This window comes from Photobacterium piscicola, from assembly GCF_046058925.1.
GTDB lineage: Bacteria > Pseudomonadota > Gammaproteobacteria > Enterobacterales > Vibrionaceae > Photobacterium > Photobacterium piscicola.
Genome location: NZ_CP175535.1, coordinates 1207410 through 1222058, shown reverse-complemented (window position 1 = coordinate 1222058; position 14649 = coordinate 1207410). Strand labels below are relative to the sequence as shown.

General features: G+C 36.9%; 10 protein-coding genes and 1 pseudogene. 8 read left to right on the top strand and 3 right to left on the bottom strand.

Features of this window, described 5'->3' with window-relative positions; translation table 11 throughout:
* Window positions 1-4: 4 nt before the first annotated feature.
* Window positions 5-1182 (bottom strand): IS3 family transposase gene (locus tag ACJZU6_RS20100; protein ID WP_408900069.1). Its coding sequence is split into 2 segments (ribosomal slippage): window positions 5-924 and window positions 924-1182, totalling 1179 coding nucleotides; the frame shifts between segments, so codons are not numbered across the junction.
* Window positions 1183-1280: 98 nt separating this feature from the next.
* On the opposite strand from ACJZU6_RS20100, the pseudogene ACJZU6_RS20095 reads away from it, so the two are divergent.
* The 8 genes and pseudogenes from ACJZU6_RS20095 to ACJZU6_RS20060 all read left to right on the top strand — a co-directional run.
* Window positions 1281-2681, top strand: a pseudogene (locus ACJZU6_RS20095) (ATP-binding protein); the annotation flags it as partial.
* A gap of 725 nt (window positions 2682-3406) precedes the next feature.
* Window positions 3407-5527 (top strand): DEAD/DEAH box helicase family protein, encoded by a 2121-nt coding sequence (locus ACJZU6_RS20090; protein ID WP_408901221.1) that lies wholly within the window; start codon window positions 3407-3409, stop codon window positions 5525-5527.
* The gene (locus tag ACJZU6_RS20085) at window positions 5520-5717 is read left to right on the top strand and encodes a DNA modification system-associated small protein (RefSeq protein ID WP_408901220.1); all 198 of its coding nucleotides are present in this window, start codon (window positions 5520-5522) and stop codon (window positions 5715-5717) included. Before ACJZU6_RS20090 ends, ACJZU6_RS20085 begins: the two co-directional genes overlap by 8 nt.
* Window positions 5714-7696, top strand: coding sequence for a hypothetical protein (locus ACJZU6_RS20080; protein ID WP_408901219.1), 1983 nt, complete (start codon window positions 5714-5716; stop codon window positions 7694-7696). Before ACJZU6_RS20085 ends, ACJZU6_RS20080 begins: the two co-directional genes overlap by 4 nt.
* 2 nt (window positions 7697-7698) lie before the next feature.
* Window positions 7699-8085 (top strand): hypothetical protein, encoded by a 387-nt coding sequence (locus tag ACJZU6_RS20075; protein WP_408901218.1) that lies wholly within the window; start codon window positions 7699-7701, stop codon window positions 8083-8085.
* 11 nt (window positions 8086-8096) lie between these two features.
* Entirely contained in the window at window positions 8097-8792 is a 696-nt protein-coding gene (locus tag ACJZU6_RS20070) for a hypothetical protein (protein ID WP_408901217.1), read from the top strand.
* A gap of 59 nt (window positions 8793-8851) precedes the next feature.
* Window positions 8852-10029, top strand: a protein-coding gene (locus ACJZU6_RS20065; protein ID WP_408900069.1) for an IS3 family transposase whose coding sequence is annotated in 2 segments (ribosomal slippage) — window positions 8852-9110 and window positions 9110-10029 — 1179 coding nt in all. Because the reading frame shifts where the segments join, the coding sequence is not laid out codon by codon here.
* 138 nt (window positions 10030-10167) lie between these two features.
* Window positions 10168-12192, top strand: coding sequence for a sigma factor-like helix-turn-helix DNA-binding protein (locus ACJZU6_RS20060; RefSeq protein ID WP_408901216.1), 2025 nt, complete (start codon window positions 10168-10170; stop codon window positions 12190-12192).
* Window positions 12193-12290: 98 nt separating this feature from the next.
* Here ACJZU6_RS20060 and dndE read toward each other — a convergent pair whose 3' ends face one another.
* Both dndE and dndD read right to left on the bottom strand, forming a co-directional pair.
* Window positions 12291-12641, bottom strand: a complete 351-nt coding sequence (gene dndE / locus ACJZU6_RS20055) for a DNA sulfur modification protein DndE (protein WP_408901215.1) — start codon at window positions 12639-12641, stop codon at window positions 12291-12293.
* 1 nt (window position 12642) lies between these two features.
* Entirely contained in the window at window positions 12643-14649 is a 2007-nt protein-coding gene (gene dndD / locus ACJZU6_RS20050) for a DNA sulfur modification protein DndD (protein WP_408901214.1), read from the bottom strand.

Below are 14649 nucleotides of genomic sequence, written 5' to 3'. Positions count from 1 at the left end.
GTGGTCAAGTAAAATTGGCCACTGATTTGTATTCATTATTAAATCGGCGTTCTGATTCATTAGGCGTCAAGCCACCGTTATATTGATGGGGCCTGACTTGGTTGTAATATCGGATAATATATTCAGTGATCGCCACTTTAGCTTCATTCGATGAGCGATAACCCGCAGTTGGCATCCACTCTGTTTTAAAACTTCTAAAAAATCGTTCCATTGGGGCGTTATCCCAACAATTTCCACGTCGACTCATACTTTGTGTAATTTGATACCGCCAAAGTAATCGGCGATATTGTTTACTTGTGTAATGACAGCCTTGATCTGAATGAAACATAACACTTTTAGGCGCCCCTCGAACTTCATAAGCCATCGAAAGGGCTTTACCTGTTAGATCTGTATTGGGTGAGCCTGACGTTGCCCAACCAATCACTTTACGGGCAAATAAATCAATCACAACAGCAAGGTACAACCAACGTTGTCCTGACCAAATATATGTCACGTCGCCACACCAAACCTGATTAGGCTCAGTAACTGCAAACTGGCGATCTAATGTATTGGGAATATTTAAATGTTCATTTTCTACTTTTTTATAACGATGTTTTTTAACCTGACAACTGACTAATCCTAGTTGTTTCATGATGTTAGTTGCCTTATATCGACTTAACGGCACGCCTTTAGTCGTAACGATACCTGCAATTGTTCTGGCTCCAGCAGAGCCACTACTGGCACGATGTGCAGCCTTCACTTCACTAGATAATAGCACTTGCTCTTTTGACTGCGTTTTAGGCCGTTTAGTCCAATATTTATAGCTACTGCGATGAATATCAAAGACATGACAAAGGATAGATACAGGATAATAAGCTTTTAATTCATCAACTAATATGAAGTTTTGAATGAGTCCGAGGCCAAAAGAGCGGTTGCTTTTTTTAGTATTTCTTTCTCCATTTCAATCCGTTTAATCTTCTTCTCTAATTCACGAATTTTAAGCTGATCAGGCGTCATTGGTGTTGCTTTCGGTGTCATTCCACCACGTTCATCTTTCAGCTGTCGAACCCACTTATCCATTGTTGATTTACCAACATTCATTGCTTCCGCAGCTTCTTTTACAGAGTAGCCTTGGTCTAAAACGAGTTGTGCTGATTCTAATCGAAATTCAGGTGTAAAATTAGGGCGTATTCTTTTAGTCATAGTGTCACCTATTAAATTATGAGGTGATGATATCACCTCTAACTAGGTGGCCAAATTAACTATGCCACTTCAAGCCTAGCTATAAAATGGATGACGGTATTTTAAAAGTGGATCTTCCTATGGGGTTGCTACCTCGATTAGTAGAGACACCCTTACAAGAAATACTTAATGAGTTAGATATTGTTAAGTTATGCCATGTACCTACCGAATATGTTCTTGAGGGTAAAATACGACCAGAAGCGATAAACAGTGAAAGTGTAAGTGATGAAACGGTTGAGTCAGATGAACTCGTTAATACTGAGGGTGATTCTAAGGCTGAAACTGAGTCAAGTAGCTCCTCTGAAAGTGAGCAGTCAGAGAAACTACAATCATCAGGCACAAACCTCAACGTGCTGTTTGGTCATAATGCAATGACACAAGTAGAATTAAATTGGGAACCAACGAATACTGCCAAGTTCATGAATACCAATACAGGTATTATTGGTACGATGGGCACAGGTAAAACTCAGTTTACAAAATCTGTGATTACGCAACTTCATAGAAATCAAGCAGATAACGTGAACAGTGCGTCGATAGGTATATTGATTTTCGACTATAAGTCAGACTATGTAGACGATAAGTTTCAGCAAGCGACAGCTGGGAAAAAGTTTAATCTTCACAAGCTGCCCTATAATCCATTGAGCTTATTTGGTGATACGCCAATGCTACCTGTGCATACGGCACGTGGTTTTTCTGAAACGATGGGTAAAGCTTTTAACTTGGGTCAGAAGCAGCAACTTCGTTTACGTAAGTTAGTGGGTGAGGCGTATGAGTTATCTGGTATTCGCAAAGCAGATCCGAGTACTTGGACAAAAGCAGCACCGACAATTGCCGATGTTTGGGCATTGTATATCGAAACTGAGCCAGATGAAGATTCACTATATGCTGCATTAGAGAGCTTGTGTGAGCTAGAGATTTTCGAAGACGATAATACCAAATGTATGAGTCTTTACGAGTTGGTGGATGGTGTCATAGTCGTTGAATTAGCTAGCTACCCATCAGAGATTCAAAACCTCGTGGTTGCGCTTACGCTGGATCTGTTCTATTCACAGATGCAGAAGAAGGGTAAGCCTGAAGTTCAGGGGGATTTCCGTCAAATTACGAAGATGATTTTAGTGGATGAGGCTGATAACTTTATGTCTCAAAATTTCCCTAGTTTACGTAAGATCTTGAAGGAAGGTCGTGAATATGGTGTTGGTATGATTCTATCAACACAGGATATTACTCACTTCCAGACCGGTGATAATGACTATTCAAGTTATATTCTTACTTGGGTTATTCACCGAGTTGCGAAGCTCCGCCCACAGGAGCTAAAAGCAATGTTTGGTGTTAATGAAAAAGCTGAACAAGAGAGGCTGATGGAAACTATTAATAAACTAGAAAAGCATTATAGCTTATATATTGATGGTGCTAAAAAGATCGTCCCTATGCGCGATAAAGCTTTTTGGGAATTATTATAGTAACACATTGATACAAAACGCCAAAATGGGCGTTTTGTATCTTTATTAATAGCGATGCGTTAATTTGTATGTATAATTTAGGCACATAGCATTTTGGACATTGTTAATGGGATCGTCGATAAAATTTACACTATTTCTTAGTGCAATATGGGGCGCAGCGTGCGCCACATAATCCATTAATGTTGTTATATATGTCTTACTTGAATACAAAAAAGGTCATGAGTGTCTTTTTAAATTTGAAGATGAGGTTGATGAACCTGTTAAGGATTTATTAATTCAATATGGTCTAGCAAGAAATGTTTATCATCCAGAATATCTATTTTGGCGGTTAGCAAATGAAAGTGAGTCGTTTGGGAAAGTTATCAACCGAGAATACTGGAAACTGTCAAGGGAAGGCGAATTTTGCAAGTCTGATTTTATAAAATATAATATACAGGCTGGATTTAGTGAATCTTCATTTCGATATTTGTTTTCTAGCCCAAGTCTAATTGACGAAATGGCTTCATTGATAATATTAAATATTAGTTTTAAATTAACTTTATTACTACTAACGTTCAGTCAGCTTTAGTCTTCGATTGAAATTTCAAAGGATGATTAATAGTGGAGATTGCGGTCTATAAGTCAATACGTTGAATTTTAGATAGTACTATTTATGCTAGCTGTGGAAAGATGGTTATCAAGTAAATTAATAATTATTGATTATTTACTATATTTGGAGATGTTCATTGAAGCTAAGTGAAATCGAGTTAAAAGAAGAATACAGAACGGGCCATGATGATTTAGTTAATAGTTTTTATAAACCTTGCTTACAAGATGCCAACTTATATGATCGCTCTGTTGGTTATTTTAGTTCAACTGTATTTTTGTTGATTGGCCCAGAGATAGTTAAGTTTGCACAGCGGGGTGGCAAGGTTCGACTAGTGTGTTCGCAATACTTATCAAATGCTGACATTGAAGCTTTAGAGTCTGGCTACCAGTTAGCCCTAGACGAGCAGTCTATCGGAAAAAGCCTGCTGAGTTCAGTTAATTTATTAATTCAAAATACGAGCACAATAAAAAATACGGTGGCTTTAGCCACACTTATTAAGTGTGGTTGTCTAGAGGTTAAAATAGCATTTAGAAAAATCGGAAATGGTTTATTTCACGAAAAAGTGGGTATTATTCACGCAGGTAATGAAACGGTTACCTTTAAGGGCTCTGTGAATGAAACTTGGAGTGGTTGGCATGAGCGTGGTAATTATGAAACCATAGATGTATTTCGAAGTTGGGTTGAAGGGCGTGATGCGCGTCAAGTATATAGAAACTGTGAATATTTTGAAACACTTTGGGATAACGATATCGATGGTTTAGATGTGATCCCTTTTCCTCAAGTTGCTAAATCAAAACTAGAAAGTATTTCAAAACAATCGTTAGCAGATATAGATCCCGATACATTGGATGATTATTTTATGCCACTAAATATTGAGCAGGTTAATAAAGAAGTTCCTAAACGAGCCCCTTTACCCCATCAAGTTAACGCGATAGAAGCTTGGAAACAGCAAGGTTGCCGTGGTGTATTTGAGCATGCCACGGGGAGCGGAAAAACCTTTACTGCATTAGTTGCCTTGAATGAGCATTTAAAGGGCGGTGGTGCCGCTTTAGTGTTGGTGCCTGATCGCTTATTACATAAGCAGTGGTCCAAAGAGATAAAGTCGGATATTCCTAATGTCATACTGCTTAAAGCGGGTGATGGGCATGATCGTTGGCGAAAAAATAGGCGTTTAAATACTATCACTCAAGCAGATAAAGATTTAGGCGTAAGAGTGGTCCTTGCCACGATGGCAACGGCAAGGCTTCCTGAGTTTATTAATGCAATATGTACTGGGCCACATTTAATGATTGTGGCAGATGAAGTGCATGAAATCGGTAGTCTAGAAAATTCTAATATACTAACCATTGATGCTGGTAAACGATTAGGGCTTAGTGCTACTCCGAATCGTTACGGCGACCCCGTTGGTACAGAAAAGATATTTAACTATTTTGGCGATATTGTTCAGCCTCCTTTCACGCTAGTAGATGCAATTAATAGTGGCCGCTTAGTTAAGTATGAATATTTACCTGAAGCAATTCGCTTTACGGTGGAAGAGTCAGAGCAATGGGAGCTTGAAACTAAGGCCATTTCTAAGGAATATGTGCGATCTAAGCGTGATAGTAATGGAACACCCATTGCCTCTGTAAAACTACAGCTAATGTTAATTCAGCGTTCGCGGATTGCTAAAAAAGCGTCTGCTAAAATTCCCTATGCAGCGAAAGTGATTAACGAAAACTATAAAGAAGGTGAGAGCTGGTTAGTATATTGTGAAGACCAATATCAACTCGGGGAGGTTATTAGTGCTTTAAAAGACAACGGCCATTCTCCCTGTGAATATCATACCAATATGATAGGGGATGCTGCTGCATCACTGGAGTGGTTTAAGCAATTTGGAGGCATCATGGTCTCTATTCGCTGTTTAGACCAAGGAGTGGACATTCCTAAAATATCACATGCCATTATTCTTGCTTCATCGCAGAACCCAAGACAATTTATACAGCGCCGAGGCCGCGTATTACGAATGAGCCCTAATAAACATAAAGCAGTCATTTATGATGCTGTAATGGTACCTATCTGTTTAGACCGTGAGCCTGGTCAATTATCATTATTGAAGAGTGAGTTACAGAGAAGTATTCAGTTTTCAAACACTGCAATGAACAAATCAGGTTCGAATAAATTAATTACAATCGCAATTGAGTTAGGTATAGATCCGCAAGAGTGCGGCTTATATGGCACAGACGGAATTGAAGAGTTAGGAGATGTTGAAGATGAATAAAAGTAACCCATTATCTATATTGTTAAAAATTAATGCTCAACTCGAGGTGCCAATAGATGCACTGTTGATTGAGCAGTGCTATGCCATTCAGCAAAAGCATCAGTTTGATAAAGAAAGAAATAGCGTTAACGAAATTAAAAAAGTAGTTGAAGCGTCAATTTCAATACCACAAGGTGAGCTATTAATATGAAGTTACAAGAAATCGTTATTAATAATTTCATGCCTTATAAAGGTGAGCAAATTGTACAGTTTCCACAACATGAAACACAAAATGTCATGTTGCTTTACGGGGATAACATGCGCGGTAAAACCAGTTTTTTGAACGCGATACGTTGGGGGTTTTACGGACTGGCGGTTGGTCGCCATTTGCGTACTATTCCACGTGTAAACTTAGTTAACATTGAAGCTGCAAGTGTTGATGACTGGTCAATGTCCATTCTGCTTAAATTTACACACGAAGAAAAGAGCTATGAGTTACGACGAAAAATAACCAAGAAAAGCCATGTGTCAGTACCTTCAATCGATAATGACTTTGAAGAGGTGATTGGTTTAAAAGTTGATGGTGAAGTGATTGCTGGGGATAAGATCTTAAATCAGATTAACCAAGTCTCTCCAGAGGAGATCTCAAGGTTCTTTTTATTCGATGGTGAGTTATTGCAAGAGTATGAAAACTTATTATTAGATAAAAATGCCCAGGGTGAAAAAATAAAACTGCATATTGAGCAAGCTTTAGGCGTACCCTCGTTAATTAATGGGCGTGCAGACTTTTCTGTTTTATTGCAAGAATCACGTAGAAAACAAACGCGTGATGCAAATAATTCTTCTGAACTGAAAAGTTTAGCGACACGTCAAAGTGATTTAGACGTTAAAGAAGATACTGCCAAAGTTGACTTGAACTCATTAAAGGAACAGAAAAGTGACGTTGAGCTTTTAGTTGATGGAATTGACGATAAATTAAAAAACACTGAAGCCGCGCAAAGAAGTAAAGCGGAACTAGATGTTTTAACAGCAACTAAAAAAGCAACTGAAGACAATGTTTTTTACGATCAAAATGAACGTCGTCAATTACTTAAAAATGCGTGGAAGGATATTTTATACACTGGGGTACAACCAGTTTTAAAAAATATTAAAGAGCAACGTTCAGCTATGTTTGAGGCTTCAAATAATAAAGTGATTCTAGACTCTAAAATATTAGAATTAGAAAAAAGTTTGTTAGATCCTATTTGCCCAACATGTTCTCAGAGCATTTCAGAAACTGAAATTACAGATATTAAAGGGCAAATAGCAGTATTAAAAGCTGAAGCATCATTGTCGTTTATTGATATTAAAGACATTCGTCATTTAGATAATAAAATTGAACAGTTTTCACAAATTCAGTCTCAATCTGAAGGTACTCGTTTTTGTGAGTTAGTGAAAAAAGAGAGAAAATCTAAAGTTCAGTTAATGAAACTTGAAACGAATATAGATGAAATTGAAGATGAAATAAGCGGTTTTGATACTGACGAAATATCACGTCAAAGAAATATACGTGACAACTATATTAAGCAATTATCTAACATTGAAAATGATATTAGCACCGTAGAGAAAAGCCTAGAAAAGATAAAGAAAGATCAAACTCAAATATCCAATGTTATTTCAAAAAGTACACAAGGCACTAATTCACTGAGTTCGGTTAAAGTAGACTTGTACCAAAGTCTTGAAAGTGTGTTTAGTGAAGGCATTAATGAATTAAGAGATTCAGCGCGATTACAAGTTGAAAAATATGCGACTAATGCGTTTAGTCAGTTAACGACAGAGGCGACGTATTCAGGCCTAGAAATTAATCAAAATTATGGGTTAACAATTTTAGATCACCAAGGTCGAGCACTCAAAGAACGTAGTGCGGGAGCAGAGCAAATCGTTGCATTATCACTCATTGATGGCTTAAATCGTACCGCTAGAAAATCAGGCCCGATTATCATGGATACGCCACTCGGGCGTTTAGATCCTAAGCATCGAGCTAATGTACTGAAATACTTACCTAAGATGGCTGACCAAGTCGTGCTATTAGTGCATGAAGGTGAGATTGATCCTAATAAAGATCTTGAAAACTTTAAAGAGCGTATTGGTGCTCGATATGCCATCGAACGTATCTCTTCAACCCAGTCACGCATCATTCGGAGCCATTAATTATGATCACAGAACCTAAGAGAATCGGACTGACAGAAATCACCATAGAAAAGATTGATGAGTTATTAGATGAACTAAATCCTCAAGCCGGTGAAGAGGGCGATAAATTAGTACGCTACGACTTGTATCGATTGGCTGTTGCACTGGGTATTAAAAACGAAACTGTTCCTGCAAAGTTAACCTCTAGTGTTAACTCTTTTTTACGTGTTGCTGATTTAGACCCTGACAAAGTATTGTATTCCGTCGTCGAAAATTCAGGCTTAAATTCTGATTCTACGGCCATATATTCTTTTATTGAGTCTCTTGCCGAACACGGTATTAAAGATATGTATAACGCGTATGACCAAACGGGTGAAATCCCGTTTGAAGAATACTTTTTAGCGGAATAAGGTAGCGATTGATGGCGTCATTAAAATTATACTTTGCTCTTTATCATGAAATTGTAGCACCAAAAATAAGCGTATACCGCGATTTAATCAGCATTCATGAGGCCTGGAAGGTATTAGATGAAAGTGAATTATATACAGGGTTGATTCATGTTGGTTTTGTCAGGCCAAATATAGTCGACTCAGATAAATTATTAGCTTTTAAAGGCAAGGTTCTATCTACAGCTGCCGCTAAATGGGCACTACCAAGTAATTATCAAAGTTCTGCTGGTAGTATCGTAGAAGTGTCGTTATCAAACAATAAAATGCCTATTCATTTAATGTTAGATGGCTTTGGTTATCTTGACCGTGACTATTCGAGTAAGGCATCTGATCTATCTTCTATTGTAGAAGAGGGTGTGCAGAGCCTACACTCCGTAGCTTTAAATTATTTAAATGAGACGAAATCTGCAGAGTCAAAAGAGTCTATTTTTGCATATATAGTAGAAAATAATTTAGCATCATTTTCAGTTAATAAACCCGTTACTGTACTAGAAAATGAACTTGAAAAATATTGTCAAACTTCTACAAGTGAAAGTCGATTATTTGGAAAAACAACAGAAAATAAATACTATTCTATAGAAGCATTTATTGGTGTAGTTTCTGGTTGGGTTAAATTGATTCAGGGTAATGACATTAAACTATTCGATGACCTTTATGAAGTGGCATAGTTAATTTGGCCACCTAGTTAGAGGTGATATCATCACCTCATAATTTAATAGGTGACACTATGACTAAAAGAATACGCCCTAATTTTACACCTGAATTTCGATTAGAATCAGCACAACTCGTTTTAGACCAAGGCTACTCTGTAAAAGAAGCTGCGGAAGCAATGAATGTTGGTAAATCAACAATGGATAAGTGGGTTCGACAGCTGAAAGATGAACGTGGTGGAATGACACCGAAAGCAACACCAATGACGCCTGATCAGCTTAAAATTCGTGAATTAGAGAAGAAGATTAAACGGATTGAAATGGAGAAAGAAATACTAAAAAAAGCAACCGCTCTTTTGGCCTCGGACTCATTCAAAACTTCATATTAGTTGATGAATTAAAAGCTTATTATCCTGTATCTATCCTTTGTCATGTCTTTGATATTCATCGCAGTAGCTATAAATATTGGACTAAACGGCCTAAAACGCAGTCAAAAGAGCAAGTGCTATTATCTAGTGAAGTGAAGGCTGCACATCGTGCCAGTAGTGGCTCTGCTGGAGCCAGAACAATTGCAGGTATCGTTACGACTAAAGGCGTGCCGTTAAGTCGATATAAGGCAACTAACATCATGAAACAACTAGGATTAGTCAGTTGTCAGGTTAAAAAACATCGTTATAAAAAAGTAGAAAATGAACATTTAAATATTCCCAATACATTAGATCGCCAGTTTGCAGTTACTGAGCCTAATCAGGTTTGGTGTGGCGACGTGACATATATTTGGTCAGGACAACGTTGGTTGTACCTTGCTGTTGTGATTGATTTATTTGCCCGTAAAGTGATTGGTTGGGCAACGTCAGGCTCACCCAATACAGATCTAACAGGTAAAGCCCTTTCGATGGCTTATGAAGTTCGAGGGGCGCCTAAAAGTGTTATGTTTCATTCAGATCAAGGCTGTCATTACACAAGTAAACAATATCGCCGATTACTTTGGCGGTATCAAATTACACAAAGTATGAGTCGACGTGGAAATTGTTGGGATAACGCCCCAATGGAACGATTTTTTAGAAGTTTTAAAACAGAGTGGATGCCAACTGCGGGTTATCGCTCATCGAATGAAGCTAAAGTGGCGATCACTGAATATATTATCCGATATTACAACCAAGTCAGGCCCCATCAATATAACGGTGGCTTGACGCCTAATGAATCAGAACGCCGATTTAATAATGAATACAAATCAGTGGCCAATTTTACTTGACCACTTCATTATAGTCATGGTGTGTATGACGATGTAAGTTATATTAAACGCTATACCAAACTACCACCTTTGTTAAAAGAGATCTCTGAAATTGCGAGATTTAATCAACTAAAGACCAATAGATCTAATCGGGAGTTAATGTCCTTAATAGAGATATTACCATTTAGTATATTAGAGAAGCCGCTTGAAGAACTTAATTTACCTGTTAGATTATTTAATGTATTTAAAGCTAACAATTTTATGTCTCTAAATGACTTAAAAGGTGTTACTGATACTACTATGCTTTCTTGGCCAAATTTTGGTCGAAAATCTGCTGGGGATTTGAATAGCCTTTTATTAGAACATATCAGTATTATGCAGCGTAAACTCGATACTTACCTTTCTAGTGGTAATTCAAAACAGCTTCAAGATCATCAGCCTATTAATATAGAAGCAATAGATAGTAATTCTGATTTTAAATCTGATCTTACATCATTTACTCGCTTAAAGGATCGTAGTGGTGCTGATTTTAAATATAATCTTGCATCATCTATTCCCTTAAAAGATCATTTCACTCAGTCATTGAGCTTATTGAAAGATCGAGCAAGAGAAATCATTGAACTTAGAATGGGATTCCATGGACATGTTCTAACCTTAGAGGAAGTGGGTGCTAAATTTGGAGTCACGCGAGAGCGAATTAGACAAATACAAAAAAAGCATGTCGCTAGAATTATTGAAACCGAATATTGGGATGATTGCATATATCTTAAAATAGATAAGTTACTAACCGATAGGTCTGAGCCTTTGTATACGGAGTCACTGGAAACTGAAGATGATTGGTTTGCTGGTTACATCGGAAAATTTAAACACCTTACAACTATTATTGAGACTTTTACAGAAGGTAAGTTATTTGTAATAAATATCAATGGTGCCAGTGTTGTTTGTAGAATAAAGCAAGAGGTTTGGGATAATCTGGTTTCTCAGTCTAAGGTTAGTTTGGTTGATAAGTCTAAGGAAGGGACATGGACTCTGAGTGAGATTAAAACAACACTAAAGTCTGCTGCGGCCGAAAGTAACTGTACTGAATTATATCCTTTGTTATTTAGTCATATAGAAAGTTCAATGATGTTCGATGGAAATGAGAGTGATTCAAAGCTTATTACTTTTGGTAAATCAGGTGAATCTGCAGTTGCGGCTGTATTGCAACAAGCAGAATGTCCGCTTCATTACACAGAAATTGCCAAAAGAGCTGAAATAATTTTAGGAAAAAAAGTTACAACGAGATTGGCACATAATGTTGCTCCTTATGTTGGAGGGAGGCTATATGGAAGAGGAATTTATGGGTTAAAACACTTTATTCCTCTATCTAATGCACTTTGTGAGCCGATTAGAATAGTGTGTGAAAAGCTATTGATTGAAAGTGAGTTATTAAAGCAGTGGCACATAACTGAAATATTAGATAACTTGCAGAATAAGTTTCCTTCCTTATCAAATAAGCTTGATATTTATATACTAAATATAATTTTAGAAGACTCTCCGAAACTTACTTATCTGAATAAGAATGTGTGGGCGCGAAGTGATTCTAATCAAACACCAAAAGATAGAATTGATATGGCGGATGCATTTACTAAAATTCTTGAAGATGCTGGGGAGCCATTAAAAGGCAGTGAAATAAAAGCTAGACTGGAAAAAATTCGAGGTGTTCACGATTTAGTACAAATTCATGGTACTGAACGAATGATTCAAATAGGCCGTAATTTATGGGGATTAATTGATCGAGACATCCCTGGGTCAGTGGAGGAACATGATGATATATTAAATGTTATTTACTCCCATTTAATTAAGCAACAAAAAGGGATACATGTATCAGAGGTAGAAGCGATTATCGGTACAAATACACCTAATGGCTATATTGTTTTATATCTAGCTCAAAGAGATTCACGGTTTTATTTAGCCAAAGGTTTTTTGCTTGGTTTAGCTGAATGGGGTAAAGATACTCGCCGTTTAAATGCTTCTCAAGCCGTGAGAAAGCTGCTTAATGAAATGGTAAGGCCCATGTCTAAAACTGAAATTGATTTAAAGTTTGAAGAATTGACCGGTCAAGAAATTGATTACCCGATATCTCGTTTACTTATTGATGAAGGTGCAAAATACGATTCTAAGAGTCGCCTCTGGTATAAATAGACAGTAATATAGAGTATTAAAAGGTTTAACTTGATACTCTATATTACTTAAAAATAAAGGTGATTTTGACTAATTGCTAAATACCTTCATGCATACGCTTATAATGCATTTGTAAAACTGGCTATGTTTTTATGATTCCTTAATGAAGCAATCCCATCTTCAACATGTGCCGCCCAGGCGGCCATAACTTCTTTATCATCTAAGTTGGGATAAGTTTGTTTAAGTACTAGTTCAGTGATTAATTGTGTTTCACCTAACCATGTAACTTTATCTAGAACTAAACTACCGTCTAGTTTTTTAGCCATATCAGTTGTGAATCGAAAATTTGATTCTATTGATCTAAAAAAAGCAATTCGAGACGACACATTGGGTGAAATGCCTGTTCGTTGCTTGAGTAACTTTAGCTGATCTTCAGTTGTTTTTGATAAATTCATTCTATTTGGCAGCATACTAATTTACCTCTACAACTGTTTTTGATTTTTGTTCCCAGAAATAGCCTTCTTTTAGCTTTGATGATTGAGTTACACCATCAAATTTGATTTCATAGGCATGTGAAATACCGTATTTGAAATCAGCACAATTAAAGTATTTTTCATCAATTTCAGTATCAGTCGATAAAATAATCACCTGATGGCTTGCTTCTGGAAAATAATTGCTTATTAGTTTATCTCTGTGTTTAGAATCAAGACGACCTAGAGGTGTATCAATAATTATTGGTAGTTGTTTACCTGAGGTCTTTCCTAATGCTTCTAAAATAGCAATGGCATAGATCTGTTTTTCACCTGCAGACAATGCCTTGCGGTTGATAGTTTGTTGTTTATCATCAACAAGTTCAACATCAAATGTTTTCGTGTTAATGCGAGCTGAAAGCTTGAGATCGTCTTTACGAGCAAGATTCTTGTAGCTTTTAATAAATTCAGCTTCTAATTGTTTAACACGGAAATCGGTAAGCTTTTCACTGAATTCAGCTAACATGAGATGTGCATTTTGAGCATTCAATAAAGAAGCTTCTGCATTATGGGCAACTTTATGTTTATCATGAAGTTTTTGTGTTTTTCTTGCATTTTCAATTGCTTCACGATATTTACGTTTTGCTGACTCTGTGGTTTCTTTAAGTTTTAAGATCGCATTTGTGCGTTTATTATTTAGTGTCTGTATTATATCAAGCTGAGACTGCAATTGTTCCTGCTCTGGAGCTCTTGCAATATTAGATGAAAGATTAGCTATTTGTTCTTCAACTTGCGCTAATTGTTGCTTTGCTACATTAAAGGTAGATGATGATTTTTTAGCTTGAATATTCGCTTGAGAATAGACTGTATTGTATTCACGATCAGAGATATCAAGTAACAATTCTGTTGAATGTTGATTGATATTTCGTTCGTTTAAACAATCTTTTATTGTATCTAATGCTGTTTTTGCATCCGTTAATCGAAAACTCAATGTTTTACTAAGTTCTGACATAAAAGAGTCTAATTCAGTATTAAAAGACTGGGACTGTTTAGCTGATTTTTCATTATCTAGTTGCTCAAAGAGTTTTGATAATGTATTGGGAGCTAATGAGAAAGGAAGATTGCCTTCTATCTCTGTACGTAATGTTTTTTCGAGATCTTTACGCTCAATTTCTAGTGTATTTTGCTTTTCTATCTCTTGCTCACGACTTTGTGCCCAAGCACCACCACGTTGAGATAAGGCAGCTTCTGCTTTACTTATGTCATCTGTAATTAGTTGGACACGCGCTTTACATAATACAGCTTCATTCGCCTCAGCTTTTGCGTCTTGTGCAGTTTTTTGTTGTTCTTTTTCTAATTTTTCAATTTGTGTCTTGATGTTTGCAGGCATCGCTGACGCATCATGTCGTTTTAGAAAAATAGCAAGGTCATTACGTAGACGTTCAACAACATCAATGCCGAGTAGGCGTCTAACTGCCGTTTGAAGTACTTCACCTGATTCATCTTCTGCAAGTTCAGCGATTTTTTCCCCGTCAAAGAAGAATAAATCAGCAATACCTGATGGAATTAGTTCGTTTAAGAAACTTTGGCATTGCTCGTAGTTTAATTCGATTTTTTTAGAGTCTTGCTCAAGAACTAGCTTATCTTTTTGGCCTTTTGACCAACCACGGATTACCTTGTACTCGCTTTCGAGGCCATTTTGACTATGAGTAAAGACTAGTTCAATTGAACATTTACCTTCACTAAGGTCTGTGCCTTTATGTATAAGTGCATCAAGTTGATTTTGATATTCTGCAGAAGACATACCTCGACCAAAAGCTGCTCGACCATATAAAGCAACACGTACAGCAGTTAGGATAGATGTTTTTCCTGCACCATTTAAACCACCAAATAAAATGATAGGAGCAGCGGCTTCGTGATAATCTTTTTGTTTTCTTGGTGCTAGATCAATTTCGTGTACTCCTCTGAATACACGGAAATTATTGACAATAAGATTTTTAATTATCAT